Below are 21745 nucleotides of genomic sequence, written 5' to 3'. Positions count from 1 at the left end.
GCTAAAAAAGTGGCGAAAAAGTTGCCAAATGTGTTGATCCGAGCAATGTGATTCTTTACTATATTGCGCCTTGAGATATGGCTTCGGCAATTAGTTGATGCGGTATCCCATTTTATTATTAATTGCGTGTGGTGTGCGGCTTAGATTCGTATAGCGACACGGCCTACTATTGAGGTTATCCCATGAAAGCTGGTATCCACCCAGAATACAAAGCAGTAAAAGCTACTTGTTCTTGCGGCAACTCTTTTGAGTTCAACTCTACTCTAGGTAAAGAGTCTATCCACCTAGACGTATGTGACAAGTGTCACCCATTCTACACTGGTAAGCAACGTATCGTTGATACAGGCGGCCGTGTTGATCGCTTCAACAAGCGTTTCGGTGCACTATCAAGCGGTAAGAAATAATAGCAGCCGCTATTACGATTACAGTTTAGAAAAGGACGCTTCGGCGTCCTTTTTGTTTTAATGGCTACCAAGCGAAGAGGAATGTATGGGGTTTGGAATATTCCCGATTATTTTTCACTCAGCGCTTGCAACCTAAAGTGTGATCTGTATAATGCAGCGCACTGGTTAAGCCAGTTGTGAACCAATGAGCAGTGAGGAGCGAGCAAATCTAAGGATTTGCGAGGTAATGTATACTCAGCTTATGTTCGCGGTTAATACAATTAGCTATCTTTTCTTCGGAAAAACTATCCTCAAAGGTGACTTTGGCATATAGGGATAGTTAATCGAAAATTAACTGACAATGCGTCCTAATCTTGGATGCTACGGTTTCACATAAATCAATCGGCATTCTCTCGTCTTGACGAGTTTGAGTGGCGATATTGTTTGTGTAATTTATTAAATTTGGAGCTCTGTCTCATGCAGAACCAACGTATCCGTATCCGCCTAAAAGCTTTCGATTACAAACTAATCGATGCTTCTACAGCGGAAATCGTTGAAACAGCTAAGCGCACTGGCGCACAGGTTCGTGGTCCAATCCCACTGCCAACTCGTAAAGAGCGTTTCACAGTTCTTATCTCTCCACACGTTAACAAGAAAGCACGTGACCAGTACGAAATCCGTACTCACAAGCGTCTAATCGACATCGTTGAGCCAACAGACAAGACTGTTGATGCTCTAATGCGTCTAGACCTTGCTGCGGGCGTTGACGTTCAAATTAGCCTAGGTTAAGGGAGATTAGAAGTATGATTGGTCTAATCGGTCGTAAAGTGGGCATGACCCGCGTATTTACTGAAGAAGGCGTTTCTATCCCAGTAACAGTTGTTGAGGTTGAAGCTAACCGTGTTTCTCAAGTGAAAACTCTTGAAACTGACGGCTACGCAGCAATCCAGGTTACAGCTGGTTCTAAGAAAGCTAACCGTGTAAACAAAGCTGAAGCAGGTCACTTTGCTAAAGCTGGCGTTGAAGCTGGTCGCGGTCTTTGGGAATTCCGTTTAGAAAACGGCGAAGAGTTCGAAGTTGGTTCAGAACTAACTGTTGAACTATTCAACGAAACTAAGAAAGTAGACGTTACTGGTACATCTAAGGGTAAAGGTTTCCAAGGCGCTGTTAAGCGTTGGAACTTCCGTACTCAAGATATGACTCACGGTAACTCATTGTCTCACCGTGCTCCTGGTTCTATCGGTCAATGTCAGACTCCAGGTCGCGTATTTAAAGGCAAGAAAATGGCAGGTCACATGGGTGCTGAGCGTGTAACGACTCAAAACCTAGAGATCGTACGTGTTGACGCTGAGCGCAACCTGCTTCTTATTAAAGGTGCAGTCCCAGGCGCAACTGGCGGCAACGTGATCGTTAAACCAGCTGTTAAAGCATAACGTCTCAGGAGTAAGTAATGGAACTAATGGTTAAAGGTGCCGATGCACTAACTGTTTCCGAAACTACTTTCGGACGTGAGTTTAACGAAGCTCTTGTACACCAAGTAGTTGTTGCGTACGCAGCAGGTGCTCGTCAAGGTACTCGTGCTCAAAAAACACGTTCAGAAGTTTCTGGCGGTGGCGCTAAGCCATGGCGTCAAAAAGGTACTGGCCGTGCGCGTGCTGGTACAATCCGTAGCCCAATCTGGCGTACAGGTGGTGTTACTTTTGCTGCGAAACCACAAGATCACAGCCAAAAAGTAAACAAAAAAATGTACCGTGGTGCTATGAAGAGCATTCTTTCTGAGCTTGTTCGTCAAGAGCGTCTAATCGTTGTTGATAACTTCTCAGTTGAAGCACCAAAGACTAAAGAGCTAGTTGCTAAGCTTAAAGAGCTTGAGCTAACTGACGCTCTAATCGTGACTAGCGAAGTAGATGAGAATCTATTCCTAGCTGCTCGTAACCTATACAAAGTTGACGCACGTGATGTTGCTGGTATCGATCCAGTATCTCTAATCGCGTTTGACAAAGTTGTAATGACTGCAGAAGCAGTTAAGCAAGTAGAGGAAATGCTAGCATGATCACTGAAGAGCGTATCCTAAAAGTTCTACGTGCACCGCACATCTCTGAAAAAGCAACTATGGCAGCTGAGAAAGCGAACACTATCGTTTTCAAAGTAGCTAAAGATGCGACTAAAAAAGAGATCAAAGCAGCTGTAGAAAAGCTATTTGAAGTTGAAGTTAAGTCTGTAAATACTCTTATCACTAAGGGTAAGACCAAACGTCAAGGTCTACGCCAAGGTCGCCGCAGCGACGTTAAGAAAGCGTACGTTACTTTGAAAGAAGGTCAAGATCTTGACTTCGTTGGCGGCGCGGAATAACAGGAGTAGTTAAAAATGGCTATTGTTAAATGTAAGCCGACTTCCCCTGGTCGTCGTCACGTTGTTAAAGTTGTTAACGCTGACCTACACAAGGGCAAGCCATACGCACCTCTTCTAGAGAAAAACTCTAAGAACGGTGGTCGTAACAACAAGGGTCGTATCACAGTACGTCACATCGGCGGTGGTCACAAGCATCACTACCGTGTAGTTGACTTCAAACGTACTAAAGATGGTATTCCAGCGACAGTTGAGCGTCTTGAATACGATCCAAACCGTAGCGCAAACATTGCTCTAGTTCTTTACAAAGACGGTGAGCGTCGCTACATCCTAGCACCTAAAGGTGTTGTAGCTGGTGATGTTATTCAGTCTGGTGTTGATGCACCAATCAAAGCTGGTAACACTCTACCAATGCGTAATATCCCAGTAGGTTCAACAGTACATAACGTTGAACTTAAGCCTGGTAAAGGTGGTCAGCTAGCTCGTTCGGCTGGTGCTTACGCTCAAATCGTTGCTCGCGACGGTGCGTACGTAACTATCCGTCTACGTTCTGGCGAGATGCGCAAAGTTCTTTCTGAAGGCCGTGCAACAATCGGTGAAGTTGGTAACTCTGAGCACATGCTACGTGAACTTGGTAAAGCAGGTGCATCACGTCATCGCGGTATCCGTCCAACGGTTCGTGGTGTTGTAATGAACCCGATTGACCACCCACATGGTGGTGGTGAAGGCCGTACTTCTGGTGGTCGTCACCCAGTATCTCCTTGGGGTATGCCTACTAAAGGCTTCAAGACTCGTAAGAACAAACGCACTGACAAGTACATCGTACGTCGTCGTAACAAGTAATCTATATAAAGAGGAATCGCCATGCCACGTTCTCTCAAGAAAGGTCCTTTTATTGACCTACACTTGCTGAAGAAGGTAGAGAAAGCGGTGGAAAGCGGAGACAAAAAGCCTATTAAGACTTGGTCCCGTCGTTCAATGATCATCCCTACGATGATCGGTTTGACCATCGCTGTCCATAATGGTCGTCAGCACGTACCAGTATTTGTAACTGATGAAATGATCGGTCACAAACTGGGTGAATTCGCACCAACACGTACTTACCGCGGTCACGCTGCGGATAAGAAAGCTAAGAAGCGCTAAGGAGTAGATAATGGAAGCAATTGCTAAACATAACTTTGCTCGCATTTCGCCTCAGAAAGCTCGCTTAGTTGCGGATCTAATCCGTGGTAAATCTGTTGACCAAGCTCTAGAAATCCTAACGTTCAGCAACAAAAAAGCTGCTGCACTAGTTAAGAAAGTTCTAGAGTCTGCTATCGCTAACGCGGAGCACAACGAAGGTGCAGATATTGACGATCTGAATGTCGCAAAAATCTTTGTAGATGAAGGCCCAACCATGAAGCGTATTATGCCTCGTGCTAAAGGTCGTGCGGATCGTATCTTGAAGCGTTCAAGCCACATCACTGTTGTTGTAGCAGATCGCTAGAGACTAGGAGAGTAAGCAATGGGTCAAAAAGTACATCCAAATGGTATTCGTCTAGGCATCGTTAAGCCTTGGAATGCTACATGGTTTGCTAACACCAAAGATTTCGCTGACAACCTAGACGGCGACTTCAAGGTACGTCAGTTCCTTACAAGTGAACTGAAAAAAGCGTCTCTATCACGTATCGTTATCGAGCGTCCTGCTAAGAGCATCCGTGTGACTATTCACACTGCTCGTCCAGGCGTTGTTATCGGTAAGAAAGGTGAAGACGTTGAGAAGCTACGCGCAGCTGTAGCTAAAATTGCAGGTGTACCAGCGCAAATTAACATCGCTGAAGTACGTAAGCCTGAACTAGATGCGCAACTTGTTGGTGACAGCATCGCGTCTCAGCTAGAGCGTCGTGTTATGTTCCGTCGTGCTATGAAGCGCGCAGTACAAAACGCAATGCGCCTAGGCGCTAAAGGTATCAAAGTGGAAGTAAGCGGTCGTCTAGGCGGCGCTGAAATCGCACGTTCAGAGTGGTACCGTGAAGGCCGTGTGCCTCTACACACTCTACGTGCTGACATTGATTACGCAACTTCTTCGGCTCACACTCAATACGGTGTGATCGGCATTAAAACTTGGATCTTCAAAGGTGAAATCCTAGGTGGTATGCCAGCAGCTAACGCTGTAGAGCCTAAAGGCGACAAGCCTAAGAAGCAGCGTAAAGGCCGTAAGTAAGGAGTCGACAGATGCTACAACCTAAACGTACTAAGTTCCGTAAGGTTCAGACTGGTCGTAACCGTGGTCTAGCTAAAGGTACTGATGTAAGCTTCGGCGAATTCGGTCTTAAAGCTGTTGGCCGTGGTCGTCTAACTGCTCGTCAAATCGAAGCGGCACGTCGTGCAATGACACGTCACGTTAAGCGTCAAGGTAAAATCTGGATCCGTGTGTTCCCAGACAAACCAATCACAGAAAAACCACTTGAAGTTCGTCAAGGTAAGGGTAAAGGTAACGTTGAGTACTGGGTAGCCCAAATCCAACCTGGTAAGGTTATGTACGAAATGGGTGGTGTACCTGAAGAATTGGCACGTGAAGCGTTCCGTCTTGCGGCACGTAAACTGCCTTTCAAAACTACATTTGTAACTAAGCAGGTGATGTGATGAAAGCACAAGATCTACGCGAGAAAAGCGTTGAAGAGCTTAACGCTGAGCTAATGAATTTGCTACGCGAACAGTTCAACTTGCGCATGCAAGCTGCGACTGGTCAACTACAGCAAACTCATACTCTGAAAGCTGTACGCCGTGATATCGCACGTGTGAAAACTGTTTTGACTGAGAAGGCAGGCGCATAATGAGCGAAGTAAAACGTACTCAACAAGGTCGTGTTGTTAGCGACAAGATGGACAAGTCTATCACTGTTGCTATCGAACGTTTCGTAAAACACCCAATCTACGGTAAATACGTAAAACGTACGACTAAAGTACACGCACATGACGAGAACAACGAGTGTGGCCTAGGCGACACAGTTGAAATCGCAGAGTGTCGTCCACTGTCTAAGACTAAGTCTTGGACTTTGGTAAAAGTTCTAGAAAAGGCGAAGATTTAATCTCGTTAATTCTATGAAACTAAAGCGGCTCCAAAATATTTTTGGAGCCGTTTATTTTTTGACTACCCAATCACAAAAAAGGGTGGTACAATTCGCGTCCCTTTTAAAGAGGCAGCCCGACCCGTGATGGGTCTAGTTATTAATATTTAGCGGAGCACTAACATGATCCAAATGCAAAGTATGCTGGACGCAGCTGATAACTCAGGCGCACGCAGCGTAATGTGTATTAAGGTTCTGGGTGGCTCTCACCGCCGTTATGCACATATCGGTGACGTCATCAAAGTTACTGTGAAGGAAGCAATCCCTCGCGGTAAAGTTAAAAAAGGTGATGTTCTGAAGGCGGTGGTAGTGCGCACCCGTAAAGGCGTACGTCGTCCTGACGGTTCTGTCATTCGCTTCGACCGAAATGCTTGCGTATTGCTAAACGACAATACTGAGCAACCAATCGGTACACGTATCTTTGGTCCTGTGACACGCGAACTTCGTGGCGATAAGTTCATGAAGATCGTTTCACTGGCTCCAGAAGTTCTGTAAGGAGCACGTAGAAATGGCAGCTAAAATCCGTCGTAATGACGAAGTAATCGTTCTTGCTGGTAAAGACAAAGGCAAGAAAGGTAAAGTAACTAAGGTTCTAGCAACTGGTAAAGTTATCGTTGAAGGTATCAACCTAGTTAAAAAACATCAGAAACCTGTTCCAGCTATGGGTATCCAAGGCGGTATCGTAGAGCAAGAAGCAGCTATCGACGTTTCTAACGTGGCTATCTTTAACGCAGCTACTGGTAAAGCTGACCGTATCGGTTTCCGTTTTGAAGACGGCAAAAAAGTTCGTTTCTTCAAGTCTAACGGCGAAACCGTTTCTAACTAATAGAAGTAATTTGGAGTTCTACTATGGCGAAACTGCATGATTACTACAAGTCGTCTGTAGTCGCTGAACTGACCAAACAGTTCGGTTACACAAGCGTCATGCAAGTCCCTAGAATCGAGAAAATCACCCTAAACATGGGTGTTGGTGAAGCAATCAACGATAAGAAACTGCTAGAAAATGCAGCGTCTGATATGGCAACGATCTCTGGTCAAAAGCCACTTATCACAAAAGCGCGCAAATCTGTTGCAGGTTTCAAAATCCGTGAAGGCTACCCTATCGGTTGTAAAGTAACCTTGCGTGGCGAACGTATGTGGGATTTTCTTGAGCGTTTAATTAACATCGCTCTTCCACGTGTACGTGACTTCCGTGGTGTTAGCGCTAAGTCTTTTGACGGTCGCGGTAACTACAGCATGGGCGTTCGCGAGCAAATCATCTTCCCGGAAATCGACTTTGATAAAGTTGATCGAGTACGCGGTCTAGACATCACTATTACGACGTCTGCTGGTACTGATGAGGAAGGCCGTGCTCTGCTGGCTGCCTTTAACTTCCCATTCCGTAAGTAAGGTGAAGGGTTACTGTTATGGCTAAAAATTCAATGAAAGCACGTGAAGCAAAACGTGCGAAGCTAGTAGCTAAGTTCGCTGAAAAGCGTGCAGCGCTAAAAGCTATCATCAGCGATGTAAACGCATCTGAAGAAGATCGTTGGAACGCGGTTCTTACACTGCAATCTCTTCCACGTGATTCAAGTGCATCACGTCAGCGCAACCGTTGCAACCAAACTGGTCGTCCACACGGTTACCTACGTAAGTTCGGTCTAAGCCGTATTAAGGTTCGTGAAGCTTGCATGAAAGGCGAGATTCCGGGTCTTCGTAAGGCTAGCTGGTAATTGCCACTTAATCATTTGGAGTAAATCATATGAGCATGCAAGATCCGATTTCGGATATGCTGACCCGCGTTCGTAACGGTCAGGCAGCAAACAAAGTTGCTGTAAAAATGCCTTCTTCAAAGCTTAAAGTTGCAATTGCTGCACTACTAAAAGCTGAAGGTTACATCGTTGACTTCGCTGTTGAAGGCGAAGCAAAACCTGAGCTAGAAGTTACACTTAAGTACTTCCAAGCTAAACCAGTAATCGAGCAACTTAAACGTGTTTCTCGTCCAGGTCTACGTGTTTACAAGAAGAAAGATGAACTTCCTTCTGTAATGGGTGGTCTTGGTATTGCTATCGTTTCTACTTCCAAGGGTCTTATGTCAGACCGCGCTGCACGTAAAGCAGGTCTTGGTGGTGAAATCATCGCTTACGTAGCTTAATAAGGAGTAGACTATGTCTCGTGTTGCAAAAGCACCTGTCGCTATTCCAGCTGGCGTAGAGGTGAAACTAAACGGCCAAGAAATCACTGTAAAAGGTGCGAAAGGCGAACTAACTCGCGTTCTTAACAACGCAGTTGTAATCGCTCAGGAAGAAAATAACCTGACTTTCGGTCCTAAAGAAGGTGTTGCTAACGCATGGGCTCAAGCAGGTACTGCTCGCGCTCTAGTTAACAACATGGTTGTTGGTGTTACTGAAGGCTTTACTAAGAAGCTAACTCTTAAAGGTGTAGGTTACCGTGCTGCTATCAAAGGCAACGCTGTAGGTCTAACACTAGGCTTCTCACACCCAGTTGAGCACGAGTTGCCAGCGGGTATTAAAGCTGAATGTCCAAGCCAAACTGAAATCGTGATCACTGGTGCTGACAAGCAACTAGTTGGTCAAGTTGCGGCTGACATTCGTTCTTACCGTGAGCCTGAGCCATACAAAGGCAAAGGTGTTCGTTACGCAGATGAAAATGTGCGTACTAAAGAAGCTAAGAAGAAGTAAGGTAACACTATGGATAAGAAAGCATCTCGCATCCGTCGTGCTACACGTGCACGTCGTAAGATTGCAGAACTGGGTGCGACTCGCCTAGTTGTACACCGTACTCCTCGTCACGTGTACGCACAGGTTATCGCGGCTAACGGCTCTGAGGTTATCGCAGCAGCTTCTACTGTAGAAAAAGCGATCCGTGAGCAAGTGAAATACACTGGTAACGTTGATGCAGCTAAAGCAGTGGGTAAAGCTATTGCTGAGCGCGCTCTAGAGAAGGGCGTAACTGCAGTTGCATTTGATCGTTCTGGTTTCCAATACCACGGTCGAGTAGCGGCGCTAGCAGAATCTGCTCGCGAAGCTGGTCTGAAATTCTAAGGTAGGGTTGGAAGATGGCTAAAGAACAACAAGTTCAAGCGAATGATTTGCAAGAAAAGCTAATCGCAGTTAACCGTGTTTCTAAAACGGTTAAAGGTGGTCGAATCATGAGCTTCACTGCACTAACAGTAGTTGGTGACGGTAACGGTCGTGTAGGTTTCGGTTACGGCAAAGCTCGTGAAGTACCTGCAGCGATTCAAAAAGCAATGGAAAAAGCGCGTCGTAACATGACTACGATCGCTCTAAACGAAGGCACTCTTCACCACCCAGTGAAAGGTCGCCATTCGGGCTCTAAAGTTTACATGCAGCCTGCTGCAGAAGGTACTGGTGTTATCGCAGGTGGTGCGATGCGTGCAGTACTAGAAGTTGCTGGTGTACACAACGTACTATCTAAAGCGTACGGTTCTACGAACCCTATCAACATCGTTCGTGCAACGATCGATGCACTAGGTAGCATGAAGTCACCAGAAATGGTTGCTGCTAAACGTGGTCTAACTGTTGAATCTATTTCGGAGTAAGAACACCATGGCAACTATTAAAGTAACTCAAACTAAAAGCTCAATTGGTCGTCTGCCAAAGCACAAAGCTACTTTGCGCGGTCTAGGTCTTCGTAAAATCAACCACACAGTAGAACTTGAAGATACTCCGTGTATTCGCGGTATGATCAACAAGGTTTACTACATGGTTAAAGTTGAGGAGTAATCAGAATGCGTTTGAATACTCTAGCACCGGCTGCTGGCGCGAAAACTTCTGCGAAGCGAGTAGGTCGTGGTATCGGTTCAGGCCTAGGTAAAACTGGTGGCCGTGGTCACAAAGGTCAAAAATCACGTTCTGGCGGCAGTGTTCGTCCAGGTTTCGAAGGCGGTCAGATGCCTCTGAAACAACGTCTACCAAAATTCGGTTTCACTTCTCGTAAGAGCCTAGTGTCTGCTGAAGTTCGTCTAGCTGAGCTAGCGAAAGTTTCTGGTGACGTAGTTGATCTAAACAGTCTTAAAGCTGCTAACATCATCACTAAGAACATCGAATTTGTAAAAGTTGTTCTTTCTGGTGAAATCAACAAAGCAGTGACTGTTAAAGGTCTACGTGTGACTAAAGGCGCTAAAGCTGCAATCGAAGCTGCAGGCGGTAAAATCGAGGAATAATCTCGAGGAACGAGGTACAGATGGCTAAGAAACCAGGACAAGATTTTCGTAGTGCTCAGAGCGGCTTAAGTGAACTAAAGTCGCGCTTGTTATTCGTAATTGGTGCACTTTTAGTATTCCGAGCCGGCTCTTTTGTGCCGATTCCTGGTATTGACGCTGCTGTACTTGCCGATTTGTTCGAACAGCAAAAAGGTACCATCGTTGAAATGTTTAACATGTTCTCCGGTGGTGCTCTTGAGCGTGCATCTATATTAGCATTGGGCATCATGCCGTATATTTCGGCATCTATTGTTGTCCAATTGCTAACTGTAGTTCATCCAGCGTTAGCTGAACTCAAAAAAGAGGGTGAAGCAGGCCGTCGTAAGATAAGCCAATACACACGCTACGGCACGCTTGTACTTGCAACCTTCCAAGCTATAGGTATTGCAACTGGCCTACCAAACATGGTCGACAATCTGGTTGTTATCAACCAAACCATGTTTACGCTAATTGCTACCGTAAGTTTAGTAACCGGTACCATGTTCTTGATGTGGTTAGGTGAACAAATTACAGAGCGCGGAATTGGTAACGGTATTTCGATACTGATTTTTGCAGGTATTGTTGCTGGATTGCCTTCTGCAATCGGTCAAACAATCGAGCAAGCGCGTCAAGGTGAATTGCATGTACTTCTTCTGTTGCTAATCGCGGTATTAGCTTTTGCAGTAATTTACTTCGTTGTTTTCATGGAACGTGGTCAACGCCGAATCGTCGTTAACTATGCGAAACGTCAACAAGGTCGTAAAGTGTTTGCTGCGCAAAGCTCGCACTTGCCTCTTAAAATTAACATGGCAGGTGTGATTCCAGCGATTTTTGCATCAAGTATTATCTTGTTCCCAGGAACATTGGCTCAGTGGTTTGGTCAAAACGGTGAGAGCAGCGCGTTCGGTTGGTTAACTGACGTGTCTTTGGCTCTTAGCCCTGGTCAACCGTTGTATGTAATGCTTTATGCAGCAGCAATTATCTTCTTCTGTTTCTTCTACACGGCGTTGGTTTTCAACCCGCGTGAAACAGCAGATAACTTGAAGAAGTCTGGTGCATTCGTACCCGGTATCCGCCCAGGTGAGCAGACAGCGAAATACATTGATAAAGTAATGACACGTTTAACCCTTGCTGGTGCAGTGTACATTACCTTTATCTGTCTGATTCCCGAGTTCATGATGGTCGCGTGGAACGTACGTTTCTACTTCGGCGGTACATCGCTACTAATCGTAGTTGTTGTAATTATGGACTTTATGGCACAGGTACAGACTCATCTGATGTCTCAACAGTATGATTCTGTGTTGAAGAAAGCGAATCTGAAAGGCTACGGCCGTTAATCCGGCGGTAGACTCAGTTTCATTTACGGAGTTTAGCAATGAAAGTTCGTGCTTCCGTTAAAAAAATCTGCCGTAACTGTAAAGTAATCAAGCGTAACGGTGTCGTTCGCGTGATTTGCAGTGAGCCAAAGCACAAACAGCGCCAAGGCTAATTAGCAGAAATTTTTACTTGAAAATGAAGGTTGGGTCGAGTATATTCCTCGGCCTACCTTTTGCGTGCAAAAGAAGTAGTATTCCGCAGCGTATCCATAACGGGCTTTGCTGCGGCTAATTCTTTTATAGAAACACTTAGGAGTGAATAATGGCCCGTATAGCAGGCATTAACATTCCTGATCAGAAACATGCAGTAATCGCTCTAACAGCGATCTACGGCATCGGTAAAACTCGCTCTCAAGCTATCCTAGCTGAAGTGGGTATTGCTGAAAATGTTAAGATCAGTGAACTAACTGAAGAGCAGATCGATCAACTGCGTGATGGTGTAGCTAAGTACACTGTAGAAGGTGATCTACGTCGTGAAGTATCTATGAACATCAAGCGTCTTATGGACCTTGGCTGTTACCGTGGTCTTCGTCATCGTCGCAGTCTACCACTACGTGGACAGCGTACTAAAACCAACGCTCGCACCCGTAAGGGTCCGCGTAAGCCGATCAAGAAATAATCGGGAAGGTAGAGTACAATGGCTAAACAACCAACTCGCGCTCGTAAGCGCGTACGCAAGCAAGTTGCAGATGGCGTTGCGCACATCCATGCTTCTTTCAATAACACAATCGTAACCATTACTGACCGTCAAGGTAACGCTCTTGCATGGGCTACTGCAGGTGGTTCTGGTTTCCGTGGTTCTCGTAAGTCTACTCCGTTCGCTGCACAGGTTGCTGCTGAGCGTTGTGCTGAAATGGCTAAAGAATACGGCCTAAAGAACTTGGAAGTTATGGTTAAGGGTCCTGGTCCAGGTCGCGAATCTACTGTTCGTGCACTAAACGCCGCTGGTTTCCGCATCACAAACATCGTTGATGCTACACCAATCCCTCATAACGGTTGTCGTCCACCTAAGAAACGTCGCGTATAACGTTTCTAGGACAATTGGAGAAGAATCATGGCAAGATATTTGGGTCCTAAGCTGAAGCTTAGCCGTCGTGAAGGCACTGACTTATTCCTTAAGTCTGGTGTTCGCGCGATCGATACCAAGTGTAAAATTGATAACGCACCAGGTGTACACGGCGCTCGTCGCGGTCGTCTATCTGAGTATGGCGTTCAGCTTCGTGAGAAGCAAAAAGTACGTCGTATGTACGGCGTTCTAGAAAAACAATTCCGTAACTACTACAAAGAAGCTGCTCGCCTAAAAGGCAACACTGGTGAAAACCTACTTCAGCTTCTTGAAGGTCGTCTTGATAACGTAGTTTACCGCATGGGCTTTGGCGCAACTCGCGCAGAAGCACGTCAGCTAGTTAGCCACAAAGCTATCCTAGTAAACGGTAAAGTTGTAAACGTTCCTTCTTTCAAAGTAGCGGCTAATGACGTTGTTTCTATTCGCGAGAAAGCTAAACAGCAAGCTCGTATCAAAGCAGCTCTAGAAGTTGCTGAACAACGTGAAAAACCAACTTGGATTGAAGTAGATGGTGGCAAGATGGAAGGTACATTCAAGCGTATGCCTGAACGTTCTGATCTATCAGCTGACATCAACGAACAATTGATCGTCGAGCTTTACTCTAAGTAAGGTTTAAACTAAAGAGAGGACACAATGCAGGGTTCTGTAACAGAATTTCTTAAGCCACGTCTAGTTGACATCGAACAAATCAGCTCGACTCACGCAAAAGTAACTCTTGAGCCATTAGAGCGTGGCTTTGGTCATACTCTGGGTAATGCACTTCGCCGCATCCTTCTATCTTCTATGCCAGGTTGTGCTGTAACAGAAGTAGAAATTGAAGGCGTACTTCATGAGTACAGCACGAAAGAAGGCGTTCAAGAAGATATTCTTGAAATTCTTCTAAACCTTAAAGGTTTGGCTGTGCGCGTTGCCGAAGGCAAAGATGAAGTGTTCATTACTTTGAACAAATCAGGCTCGGGCCCTGTGGTTGCAGGTGACATCACCCATGATGGTGATGTAGAGATCGCTAACCCTGAACACGTAATTTGTCACCTGACGGATGACAACGCTGAGATCGCAATGCGTATCAAAGTTGAACGTGGTCGTGGTTATGTTCCAGCTTCTGCGCGTATCCATAACGAAGAAGACGAGCGTCCTATCGGTCGCCTACTAGTAGATGCTACTTACAGCCCAGTAGACAAAATTGCCTACGCTGTAGAAGCAGCTCGTGTAGAACAGCGTACTGATCTAGACAAGCTTGTTATCGATATGGAAACAAACGGTACTCTAGAACCTGAGGAAGCAATCCGTCGTGCAGCTACAATCCTAGCTGAACAATTGGATGCATTCGTAGATCTTCGTGATGTACGAGTTCCTGAGGAGAAGGAAGAGAAGCCAGAATTCGATCCGATCCTACTGCGTCCTGTAGACGATCTTGAACTAACAGTTCGCTCTGCTAACTGTTTGAAAGCAGAAGCGATTCACTACATCGGTGATCTAGTACAACGTACTGAGGTTGAGCTACTTAAAACGCCTAACCTTGGTAAAAAATCTCTTACTGAGATTAAAGACGTACTTGCGTCACGTGGTCTGTCTCTGGGCATGCGCCTAGAAAACTGGCCACCTGCATCAATCGCTGAAGATTAATCGATACTAGTTAGAAGGATTAGGTCATGCGCCATCGTAAGAGTGGTCGTCAACTCAACCGCAACAGCTCACATCGCAAAGCGATGTTCAGCAACATGGCTAGCTCTCTAGTACGTCATGAAGTTATCAAGACTACTTTGCCAAAAGCAAAAGAGCTACGTCGCGTAGTTGAGCCTTTGATTACACTAGCTAAGACTGACAGTGTTGCTAACCGTCGTCTAGCATTTGCACGTACTCGTGACAACGAAGTAGTTGCAAAACTATTTAACGAACTAGGTCCACGTTTTGCTGCTCGTCAGGGCGGTTACACTCGTATCCTAAAAGCTGGCTTCCGTGCTGGTGATAAAGCTCCAATGGCTTACATTGAGCTTGTAGATCGCCCAGCTGCTGAAGAAGCTGCTGAGTAATCAGTTCGTAAGAACGAGAAAGCCGAGCATTAGCTCGGCTTTTTTGTATCTGTAATTCAGTAAACCTTTATATCCAGCCTGCATTTATTTCAACCCATGCAGACTGGCAATTTAAAAAGTGATTATCACTTACGCTTATTTACTAGTATTCCACAACCCGCCCAACGAACTTAGAAGCCCTTCGCTAGCGCCTTGCTTGTTCAAGTAATCCAAGATGACTGGAGCAAACTGACTGATCATAGATGGGTCTAAACCTAACGTATCGAATGCACTTTTGACTGCACTGATATTCTCAATATTTCCTAGTAAGCTTTGTGCTCCTTGCAAGTTTGAAAGTCCAGGAATCAAAGACTGTAATTCACTACTATTTTCTTGCGAAAGCTGGCTTTGAGCCAAAGCGAGTAGCGCACCACTGCCTCCGGCTGCTTGCTCAGTGGATACTGGTAATTGGCTAGTTAGCATGTCTGTTAATGGAGATGACTCGGTGTTCAAGCTGCTGCCGACCATGTCCATCAGGCCACTTTCTTTACTTTTTTGAGTGACTGAATCTAAGAATGCGTGCGCACTACCAATGTTGATTGATAGGAGTGCTAGAGTTAGGAGTGTTTTACGCATAGTACCTCCAAAGGTTGAGCGTTTTTTAAAAGTGATTTTATTTTTAAAGGCTATCAGAGTGAAAGGTTCAGAGGTGAGAAAGTCTATTCAGTTTAGACAAAAAAACGGCGCTAGTGCGCCGTTTTATTTAATCATAATTGAAAATGGTTTCAATTAGATAATATCTAATAGTTCTACTTCGAAAACTAAAGCTGCAAATGGAGGGATAGCCGCACCAGCGCCACGCTCACCGTACGCAAGATCTTGTGGTACGTATAGCTTCCACTTAGAGCCAACAGGCATTAGTTGTAGTGCCTCTACCCAACCTTTGATTACACCTGTAACAGGGAATTCAGCAGGTTGACCGCGAGATACAGAGCTATCGAATACAGTACCGTCAGTTAGCTCACCGTGGTAGTGAACGCGAACTGAGCTTTCTGCTGTAGGAACTGCACCAGTACCTTCAGAAATGATTTCGTACTGAAGACCAGAGTCTAGAACGTTAACTTCAGGTCGTAGAGCGTTGTCTTTTAGGAACGCTTCGCCTTCTGCTGCCGCAATTTTTGCTGCTTCTTGGCGAGCTGTTTCTGCACGAGTGTGAAGTTCTTGTAGTGCTTTGTTGATTTCATCAATTTCGATTGATGGCATGTCACCAGTTAGTGCTGTTGCAATACCTGCTGCGATAGCATCAACGCTAAGACCTTCAAGACCAGAGCCTGCAAGTTGCTGACCCATTTGCAGACCAATGCCGTAGCTTGCTTTTTGTTCTGCAGTTTCAAATTTAATTTCAGACATGAATGTCGCTCTTATTAGGAGTGATAAAGGTAACAGGATATCAGTTTCGAGCTTAGGTTTAAATGATTGCGACTGAATGCTTAATTGAGGCGACCAGGTTGTGACTTATCTCTTACTCCAAGTGAAATTTCTGCTAATTTAATCCCAATTCCATTTTAGTTTGGTGAAAAACATATACTCTCCGCGTCGGTATTTTTATACTGGCCGTAGAAGTATTAAGGGACTCATTACAATGAATCGTCGCAGAAAGAAAAAGCAGCAAGTCGACTATGTCGAATTGGTTAAACAAAAATTCGCTGCTATCGACTGGAAGCAGCCGTTCAACAAAGAGCAATGGTTGGAGCGTATACAGCCTGTTAAGCAGTTTTGGTTGCGTCTGCCTAAATTTCATCAGCGTGCTTTGATGGTCTTAGTGCCATTGATTCTGGTACTCCTTGTTATTCCTTTGCCGAATAAAACAGACCAGCCAGTTGAGCAGACTGAGGTCGATCATCAACGCGTAGCGATTGAGCTGAACGCGCAGAGTTTAAGCCAGCAGAGAACCTCTCAGAACTCTGGACCGAAATCTGAAGACTGGAAAGAGTACACGGTTAAAAATGGTGATACATTAGCGCAGGTTTTCAGAAGTAATCAGCTCTCTATGGCGGATCTTAGCGCTCTAGTCAAAATAGAAGGCAGTGATAAGCCGCTAAGCCAAATAAAGCAGGGACAGTTGATTCGCTTTAAGCTTAGTGACGAAGGCGAGTTAGATATGCTACAGCTGGAAAAAAGCGGGCGGTCCGTTATGTTTTTCCGTTTGTCGGATGGGACCTTTGGGCGTAACAAGTAAACGCTTCAAATGAAAAGACGCGAATATATCGCGTCTTTTTAGTTAGTTTTTTAATTCGATTAGTTTTCATAGTAACCAATCGAATTGAAACTTATAGCGCTACGGATTCTTTCCGCATATCCACATGAGGGATACCATCTTCAAGGTAGCACTCTGAGATAACCTTGAATCCATGACTTGCATAAAACTGGATGAGGTGTTCTTGAGCACCTATATCTATTGTCTGCCCTGGCCATAATGTTTCGCATTGTGCCAATGCCTTGTCCAATAACTTATGACCTAAGCCACCGCCTCGCGCGGTCTGCTTTGTCACCACTCGACCAATACTCACATTGTCATACGTAGTGCCTGCGGGCAGTAATCGTGCGCAAGCAACCAGTTCATCACCGTGATAGCCTATTAGATGATAAACGCCTTCGAGTGTGTCCTTACCATCAAGTTCAGGATAAGGGCAGGTTTGTTCAACAACGAATACATCCACACGCAATTTCATCATTTCATACAGCTGTGCGGTTGTTAGCTGAGCAAAGGGCAAAGTAATCCAAGTGAGCATGTTGTCATCCGTAATGAGAATAGAGTGACTGACTTTACTTTGTTTTGAGCTCATACTCATTAACAAAGGTTAATTAGCACTGGTTTTCCCACCAAATCTGGTGATAATGTGCCCTCTTTCCATCTCACCTGAGGATATCCCCGTGAGCAAACAAACATTCGATCAAGTAGGGCTTAACCCAGCGTTACTTGCCACACTTGATTCCCTGAACTATACCCACATGACGCCAATTCAAGCTTTGAGCTTGCCTGCAATCCTAAAACATCGTGATGTCATCGGGCAGGGTAAAACGGGCTCAGGTAAAACCGCTGCATTTGGTTTAGGGGTTTTATCGAACCTCAACGTCAAACGCTTTCGTGTCCAGTCATTAGTATTGTGTCCAACGCGTGAGCTTGCAGACCAAGTAGCGAAGGAAATTCGTACTTTAGGTCGCGGCATTCATAATATTAAAGTGCTTACTCTCTGCGGTGGGATGCCTATGGGGCCACAAATTGGTTCGCTGGAGCATGGTGCGCATATCCTAGTTGGTACTCCTGGTCGTATTTTGGATCACCTTGAAAAAGGCCGAATTGATCTTAGCGAACTGAATACCTTGGTGCTAGATGAAGCTGATCGCATGTTGGACATGGGTTTCCAAGACGCATTAGATGCAATCATCGATGCAGCGCCAAAGCAGCGTCAAACTCTACTTTTCAGTGCTACTTTTCCAGAAAAAATTGAGCAAATTGCGCAGCGTATAATGCAGACACCGGAAGTGATTAAGGTGGAATCGACGCATGATACCTCAAGCATTGCGCAGTACTTCTATAAAGTTGAAGGCTCGGAAGCACGTGATGAAGCGTTGGCGAATTTGCTGCTGACTCACCAACCAGAGTCCGCGGTGGTTTTTTGTAATACCAAAAAAGAAGTTCAAAGTGTCGCAGATGAGTTGCATCACAAAGGATTCAGCGTTATCGATATCCATGGGGACTTAGAGCAGCGTGAACGCGACCAAGCATTGGTGCAGTTTGCTAACAAGAGTGTGTCTATCCTTGTTGCAACAGACGTTGCGGCGCGTGGTTTGGACGTTGATAATCTTGACGCTGTCTTTAACTTTGAGCTATCGCGCGATCCTGAGGTTCATGTGCACCGTATTGGTCGTACAGGTCGTGCGGGTAGTAAAGGTTTAGCGTTCAGCTTTTTTGGTGAGAAAGACGGTTTACGTGTAGCTCGTATTGAAGAATACCTAGAGATGGACGTGGTACCAGCAACATTGCCTGCCAAATCAAATCAGCAGCCATACCAAGCGAAAATGGTGACGATTAACATTGATGGCGGTAAGAAACAGAAAGTACGACCGGGTGATATTTTAGGTTGTTTGACAGGAAAAAATGGTATTCCAGGCTCTCAAGTCGGAAAGATTCACCTGTTCCCTGTGCGCGCTTATGTTGCCGTCGAAAAATCTGTGGCTAAAAAGGCTCTACAAACCATTAGTAACGGCAAGATGAAAGGGCGCCAGTTCCGGGCGCGAATTCTTAAATAGCTCAAATAGCAGAGAAAAAGCTCTTCGTTTGAAGAGCTTTTTTCTTTTTTGAGTTTATTTGAGAGTGTGATCTTTGGTTAAGCGTGCTTTGATTCGACTCAAACTGATTGGCGTAATGCCCAGGTAGGCCGCAATTTGACTATCGGTAATACGTTGCTTTAAATCTGGGTAATGAACGCAAAATAATTGATATCGTTCCTCTGGAGAGTAGAGCAACATAAAGCGTTCTTTGTTCTCTTTATTAACCAGTTGGTTTTCGAGTAGCTTTAAGTAAATGGCGTGCTTTTCTGCTCGCCAGTGATGCAACGTTTCAATTGGCAAGCAAAATAGCTGACAAGCGCTCAGCGTTTCCAATAAGTAAGGCGAAGGTTGGTCCTTTATTATGCTCTCAAACCCGATAACCCAGTCCTTCTCCCAATAAAATTCTTTACTGAATTCTTTGCCGTGCTCAGTAAGATAGCTTGCGTGGCATAACCCCTCAATGATGAAGTAAAGGTGTGAGCTAAACTCCCCTTGGTGATTAAGAATGTGGCGTGTAGGCAGTTCGAGCAACTCACCATTTTCAATAAGTTGGTTTGCTTCTGTCTCTAAAAAGCCATGTTTGACTAAGTCTGAAAAAAGATCGCTGTGCATGTGATAACTCAGAAACGGTTTTCTTTATTTTAACGGGTTTTATTGATAACAAAAAAGCGGCTCATGAGAGCCGCTTAGTGTTGCTGTCAAATCAACCTTATTTATTCAAATCGATTTGATAAATCGCGAAACCAATGTCATCTGTTGACACGCGCTTCATTGGGTATTGTCCTTTCTCTTTGATGAACTGCGCCGCTTTATCGCTAGGGGAGGTTTCGAAACGAATATCTAGCTTGTTATCGGACTTAATCGGTGCGAAAGACCAGTTGTTGTCAGCGCTTGGTGTCACTTCTCCTTTTTCTTCACTCACGCGAGAAATATAAGTGGCGACGACAGAACGGTTTTCATCTGGTGCGTCAAATGCAATGAAATCTGGGCCTGTACCAGGGAAAGTATTGCTATAAGCACGGTAGTTATTGGTTGCGATGATGAAATCTTGCTTCGGATTGACAGGCTTACCATTGAACGTCAGATTCACAATGCGCTGAGAATCTGGATTAATCACTTTACAATCCGCATCGTACTTCGGCGGTTGGGTAACGTCGATTTGGTAGTTAACCCCATCAATAACATCGAAGTTGTACGTACGGAAATTATCCCAATCAATCAAAGATTGCGGTTTAGGATTGTTGATGTCGATGTGGTTGAATTGACCCGCACTGCACTCTAGCCATTCGCGAACTTCTTTACCTTTCACTTTCATCGCAACCAAGGTGTTTGGATATAAGTAAAGATCGGCCGCATTACGGAAGGTGAGCTGACCGGATTCTACTTCTGTAAAGTTATTCGGATCGTTCTTACGACCGCCGACTTTAAATGGTGCTGCCGCACTCAGTACTGGAATGTCAGAAAGGTCTGGGTCGCCTTGAATAAAGCGTTCTACGTAGTCTTTCTGAGCAAGGTTAACGATTTGAATGGTGGGGTCGTCCTGCACTAATGCCAAGAAGCTGTACATGACATCATTTGCTTTGCCGATTGGTTGGTTTACAAATTCACGAGTGCCTTTGTGATCTTCTTCTAACGCTTTCACAATATCTGCATCGGCTTTAGCTAAAGACTTCTTATTTACTTTATCGAAGATAGGGCGTGCTTCTGCTTGGCCTTCGACGACTTGCCATCTGCCGTCTTTCTCTTTCAGCATCAAATCCATCACACCTACGTGACTTCCCCAGCGGCCCGGCATCACGGACGTTACACCATTGATGGTCCCTTTATCTATATCAACACCAGGTAGGTTTGCGAAGTCTTTCCCTGGGAAGACGGCGTGAGAGTGGCCAAAAGCAATCGCATCAATACCTTCAACTTCTGTGAGGTAGTAAACAGAGTTTTCAGCGCCTAGTTTGTATGGATCAGTAGAAATGCCCGAGTGTGGAATCGCCACAATCACGTCTGCGCCTTCTTTCTTCATTTGAGGAATCAGTTTCTCTGCGGTTTCCTTAATGTCTTTAGCAAAGACTTTGCCTTCTAAGTTCTTCTTATCCCATACCATAATTTGTGGTGGTACAAAGCCGATGTAACCCACTTTTATTTGATGCGCTTCGCCGTCTGTGTCTTTAAATGTGTGAGTTTTGATGAGGTAAGGCTTGAAGTAATGCTCACCGGTTTGTTTATCAAATACGTTTGCATTGATGTAAGGGAAGTTTGCCCCCTTCAACGTCGTTTGTAGGAAATCTAAGCCATAGTTGAACTCATGATTGCCAATGTTGCCCACATCGTAGTCTAGCTTGTTCATCGCTTTGTAGACTGGGTGCACGTCGCCGGGATTAATCCCCTTTGCCGCCATGTAATCGCCCATTGGGCTGCCCTGAATTAAATCACCGTTATCTACTAGTACCGAGTTTTCTGCCTCGGACTTAGCTTGTTTCACTATTGTTGCTGCGCGACTTAAACCGATTTGCTGTGATGGTTGGTCTTTGTAGTAATCGTAATCCATTACGTTGGTGTGAATGTCGGTGGTTTCGATAATACGAAGCTTGATGGTATCGGCCATTGCTGGGCCAGCAAGCGTTAGCATGCCACTTAATACTGCGAGGGAAATAGGATGAACTGCCACTTTCATTTGGTGCTCCAATTCGATGATAAGGGGAAATCGCACTGCGTAATGTATCAAACACAGGTGCAACTCGATGATAAAGATACAGAAAACTGTGAACATTAATCAGTTTACTGAACCTTATTCATATTAACCGCCGACTTTTGCACGCTTTTGAATGAGACCAAACAAAAACTTCTTAGCAGATTTTTGAATAAAAAATGAAATTTTAGAATTTCAGGTAATATAAACGCCCCGCCATAATGC

General features: G+C 45.1%; 36 protein-coding genes. 31 read left to right on the top strand and 5 right to left on the bottom strand.

Going from position 1 to position 21745, the window contains the following annotated elements; translation table 11 throughout:
- The first annotated feature begins 182 nt into the window (after positions 1-182).
- The 29 genes from rpmE to rplQ all read left to right on the top strand — a co-directional run bounded on the left by rpmE (position 183) and on the right by rplQ (position 14520).
- Positions 183-404, top strand: coding sequence for a 50S ribosomal protein L31 (gene rpmE / locus R7P35_RS17780; protein ID WP_005379546.1), 222 nt, complete (start codon positions 183-185; stop codon positions 402-404).
- A 456-nt stretch (positions 405-860) separates the two neighbouring features.
- Positions 861-1172 (top strand): 30S ribosomal protein S10, encoded by a 312-nt coding sequence (gene rpsJ / locus R7P35_RS17775; protein WP_004410492.1) that lies wholly within the window; start codon positions 861-863, stop codon positions 1170-1172.
- A gap of 14 nt (positions 1173-1186) precedes the next feature.
- Positions 1187-1816, top strand: a complete 630-nt coding sequence (gene rplC / locus R7P35_RS17770) for a 50S ribosomal protein L3 (protein ID WP_005379555.1) — start codon at positions 1187-1189, stop codon at positions 1814-1816.
- 17 nt (positions 1817-1833) lie between these two features.
- On the top strand, positions 1834-2436 hold the full coding sequence (gene rplD / locus R7P35_RS17765) for a 50S ribosomal protein L4 (protein WP_005379556.1): 603 nt from the start codon (positions 1834-1836) through the stop codon (positions 2434-2436).
- The gene (rplW, locus tag R7P35_RS17760; RefSeq protein ID WP_004398471.1) at positions 2433-2735 is read left to right on the top strand and encodes a 50S ribosomal protein L23; all 303 of its coding nucleotides are present in this window, start codon (positions 2433-2435) and stop codon (positions 2733-2735) included. Before rplD ends, rplW begins: the two co-directional genes overlap by 4 nt.
- 15 nt (positions 2736-2750) lie before the next feature.
- A complete protein-coding gene (gene rplB, locus R7P35_RS17755; protein ID WP_005383168.1) occupies positions 2751-3575 on the top strand; it encodes a 50S ribosomal protein L2 in 825 nt (274 codons plus the stop codon).
- A 21-nt stretch (positions 3576-3596) separates the two neighbouring features.
- Positions 3597-3875, top strand: a complete 279-nt coding sequence (gene rpsS, locus R7P35_RS17750; protein WP_004394525.1) for a 30S ribosomal protein S19 — start codon at positions 3597-3599, stop codon at positions 3873-3875.
- A 10-nt stretch (positions 3876-3885) separates the two neighbouring features.
- Positions 3886-4218, top strand: coding sequence for a 50S ribosomal protein L22 (gene rplV / locus R7P35_RS17745; protein WP_005383164.1), 333 nt, complete (start codon positions 3886-3888; stop codon positions 4216-4218).
- Positions 4219-4236: 18 nt separating this feature from the next.
- Complete coding sequence (gene rpsC / locus R7P35_RS17740) at positions 4237-4935, top strand: 30S ribosomal protein S3 (RefSeq protein WP_005383161.1); 699 nt, start codon at positions 4237-4239, stop codon at positions 4933-4935.
- An 11-nt stretch (positions 4936-4946) separates the two neighbouring features.
- The gene (gene rplP / locus R7P35_RS17735; protein ID WP_005379577.1) at positions 4947-5357 is read left to right on the top strand and encodes a 50S ribosomal protein L16; all 411 of its coding nucleotides are present in this window, start codon (positions 4947-4949) and stop codon (positions 5355-5357) included.
- Positions 5357-5548, top strand: a complete 192-nt coding sequence (rpmC, locus tag R7P35_RS17730; protein WP_005379576.1) for a 50S ribosomal protein L29 — start codon at positions 5357-5359, stop codon at positions 5546-5548. The genes rplP and rpmC overlap by 1 nt, the downstream gene beginning before the upstream one ends.
- A complete protein-coding gene (rpsQ, locus tag R7P35_RS17725) occupies positions 5548-5802 on the top strand; it encodes a 30S ribosomal protein S17 (RefSeq protein ID WP_005379575.1) in 255 nt (84 codons plus the stop codon). The genes rpmC and rpsQ overlap by 1 nt, the downstream gene beginning before the upstream one ends.
- A 162-nt stretch (positions 5803-5964) precedes the next feature.
- Positions 5965-6336 (top strand): 50S ribosomal protein L14, encoded by a 372-nt coding sequence (gene rplN / locus R7P35_RS17720; RefSeq protein WP_004410450.1) that lies wholly within the window; start codon positions 5965-5967, stop codon positions 6334-6336.
- 13 nt (positions 6337-6349) lie between these two features.
- Positions 6350-6667 carry a 50S ribosomal protein L24 gene (gene rplX, locus R7P35_RS17715; protein ID WP_005379574.1) on the top strand — a complete coding sequence of 106 codons (318 nt, stop codon included), beginning with the start codon at positions 6350-6352 and terminating at the stop codon, positions 6665-6667.
- Positions 6668-6690: 23 nt separating this feature from the next.
- On the top strand, positions 6691-7230 hold the full coding sequence (gene rplE, locus R7P35_RS17710; RefSeq protein ID WP_005379573.1) for a 50S ribosomal protein L5: 540 nt from the start codon (positions 6691-6693) through the stop codon (positions 7228-7230).
- Between the two features lie 17 nt (positions 7231-7247).
- Positions 7248-7553: a 30S ribosomal protein S14 gene (gene rpsN / locus R7P35_RS17705; RefSeq protein ID WP_004410442.1), complete on the top strand. Its 306-nt coding sequence runs from the start codon at positions 7248-7250 to the stop codon at positions 7551-7553.
- 29 nt (positions 7554-7582) lie between these two features.
- On the top strand, positions 7583-7975 hold the full coding sequence (gene rpsH, locus R7P35_RS17700; protein ID WP_005379572.1) for a 30S ribosomal protein S8: 393 nt from the start codon (positions 7583-7585) through the stop codon (positions 7973-7975).
- A 13-nt stretch (positions 7976-7988) separates the two neighbouring features.
- On the top strand, positions 7989-8522 hold the full coding sequence (gene rplF, locus R7P35_RS17695; protein ID WP_005379570.1) for a 50S ribosomal protein L6: 534 nt from the start codon (positions 7989-7991) through the stop codon (positions 8520-8522).
- Between the two features lie 9 nt (positions 8523-8531).
- Entirely contained in the window at positions 8532-8885 is a 354-nt protein-coding gene (rplR, locus tag R7P35_RS17690) for a 50S ribosomal protein L18 (protein ID WP_005379568.1), read from the top strand.
- Positions 8886-8899: 14 nt separating this feature from the next.
- Positions 8900-9403: a 30S ribosomal protein S5 gene (gene rpsE / locus R7P35_RS17685; protein WP_004745894.1), complete on the top strand. Its 504-nt coding sequence runs from the start codon at positions 8900-8902 to the stop codon at positions 9401-9403.
- A gap of 7 nt (positions 9404-9410) precedes the next feature.
- Positions 9411-9587: a 50S ribosomal protein L30 gene (rpmD, locus tag R7P35_RS17680; protein WP_005379565.1), complete on the top strand. Its 177-nt coding sequence runs from the start codon at positions 9411-9413 to the stop codon at positions 9585-9587.
- A 5-nt stretch (positions 9588-9592) separates the two neighbouring features.
- Positions 9593-10027 carry a 50S ribosomal protein L15 gene (gene rplO / locus R7P35_RS17675; protein ID WP_005383155.1) on the top strand — a complete coding sequence of 145 codons (435 nt, stop codon included), beginning with the start codon at positions 9593-9595 and terminating at the stop codon, positions 10025-10027.
- A gap of 20 nt (positions 10028-10047) precedes the next feature.
- Positions 10048-11382, top strand: a complete 1335-nt coding sequence (gene secY, locus R7P35_RS17670; protein WP_318092414.1) for a preprotein translocase subunit SecY — start codon at positions 10048-10050, stop codon at positions 11380-11382.
- A 38-nt stretch (positions 11383-11420) separates the two neighbouring features.
- Positions 11421-11534 (top strand): 50S ribosomal protein L36, encoded by a 114-nt coding sequence (rpmJ, locus tag R7P35_RS17665; RefSeq protein ID WP_000868186.1) that lies wholly within the window; start codon positions 11421-11423, stop codon positions 11532-11534.
- Between the two features lie 149 nt (positions 11535-11683).
- Positions 11684-12040, top strand: a complete 357-nt coding sequence (gene rpsM, locus R7P35_RS17660) for a 30S ribosomal protein S13 (RefSeq protein WP_005383154.1) — start codon at positions 11684-11686, stop codon at positions 12038-12040.
- Positions 12041-12058: 18 nt separating this feature from the next.
- Entirely contained in the window at positions 12059-12448 is a 390-nt protein-coding gene (rpsK, locus tag R7P35_RS17655; RefSeq protein ID WP_001118870.1) for a 30S ribosomal protein S11, read from the top strand.
- 27 nt (positions 12449-12475) lie between these two features.
- Positions 12476-13096, top strand: a complete 621-nt coding sequence (rpsD, locus tag R7P35_RS17650; protein WP_005383146.1) for a 30S ribosomal protein S4 — start codon at positions 12476-12478, stop codon at positions 13094-13096.
- 24 nt (positions 13097-13120) lie between these two features.
- Positions 13121-14113, top strand: coding sequence for a DNA-directed RNA polymerase subunit alpha (locus tag R7P35_RS17645; protein ID WP_005383143.1), 993 nt, complete (start codon positions 13121-13123; stop codon positions 14111-14113).
- 26 nt (positions 14114-14139) lie between these two features.
- Complete coding sequence (gene rplQ, locus R7P35_RS17640; protein ID WP_005383141.1) at positions 14140-14520, top strand: 50S ribosomal protein L17; 381 nt, start codon at positions 14140-14142, stop codon at positions 14518-14520.
- Between the two features lie 135 nt (positions 14521-14655).
- Here rplQ and R7P35_RS17635 read toward each other — a convergent pair whose 3' ends face one another.
- On the bottom strand, positions 14656-15135 hold the full coding sequence (locus R7P35_RS17635; protein WP_017820297.1) for a DUF2780 domain-containing protein: 480 nt from the start codon (positions 15133-15135) through the stop codon (positions 14656-14658).
- 153 nt (positions 15136-15288) lie between these two features.
- A complete protein-coding gene (locus R7P35_RS17630) occupies positions 15289-15909 on the bottom strand; it encodes an FKBP-type peptidyl-prolyl cis-trans isomerase (protein WP_005383137.1) in 621 nt (206 codons plus the stop codon).
- Between the two features lie 232 nt (positions 15910-16141).
- On the opposite strand from R7P35_RS17630, the gene R7P35_RS17625 reads away from it, so the two are divergent.
- The gene (locus R7P35_RS17625) at positions 16142-16738 is read left to right on the top strand and encodes a LysM-like peptidoglycan-binding domain-containing protein (protein WP_017820296.1); all 597 of its coding nucleotides are present in this window, start codon (positions 16142-16144) and stop codon (positions 16736-16738) included.
- A 91-nt stretch (positions 16739-16829) separates the two neighbouring features.
- On the opposite strand, the gene R7P35_RS17620 is transcribed toward R7P35_RS17625, so the two are convergent.
- Entirely contained in the window at positions 16830-17291 is a 462-nt protein-coding gene (locus tag R7P35_RS17620; RefSeq protein WP_318092443.1) for a GNAT family N-acetyltransferase, read from the bottom strand.
- A 142-nt stretch (positions 17292-17433) separates the two neighbouring features.
- On the opposite strand from R7P35_RS17620, the gene dbpA reads away from it, so the two are divergent.
- The gene (dbpA, locus tag R7P35_RS17615) at positions 17434-18813 is read left to right on the top strand and encodes an ATP-dependent RNA helicase DbpA (protein WP_005379583.1); all 1380 of its coding nucleotides are present in this window, start codon (positions 17434-17436) and stop codon (positions 18811-18813) included.
- 54 nt (positions 18814-18867) lie between these two features.
- Here the strand turns inward: dbpA and R7P35_RS17610 are convergent, their stop codons facing one another.
- Complete coding sequence (locus R7P35_RS17610; protein ID WP_158173616.1) at positions 18868-19446, bottom strand: Crp/Fnr family transcriptional regulator; 579 nt, start codon at positions 19444-19446, stop codon at positions 18868-18870.
- Between the two features lie 97 nt (positions 19447-19543).
- Positions 19544-21505 (bottom strand): 2',3'-cyclic-nucleotide 2'-phosphodiesterase, encoded by a 1962-nt coding sequence (cpdB, locus tag R7P35_RS17605; protein ID WP_213898420.1) that lies wholly within the window; start codon positions 21503-21505, stop codon positions 19544-19546.
- Positions 21506-21745: the final 240 nt, after the last annotated feature.

Origin of the sequence: Vibrio sp. Vb0304, assembly GCF_033338995.1 — a bacterium.
Classification (GTDB): domain Bacteria; phylum Pseudomonadota; class Gammaproteobacteria; order Enterobacterales; family Vibrionaceae; genus Vibrio; species Vibrio alginolyticus.
The sequence above is the reverse complement of the archived record's forward strand: the minus strand, read 5'-3'. Positions and strand labels throughout refer to the sequence as shown.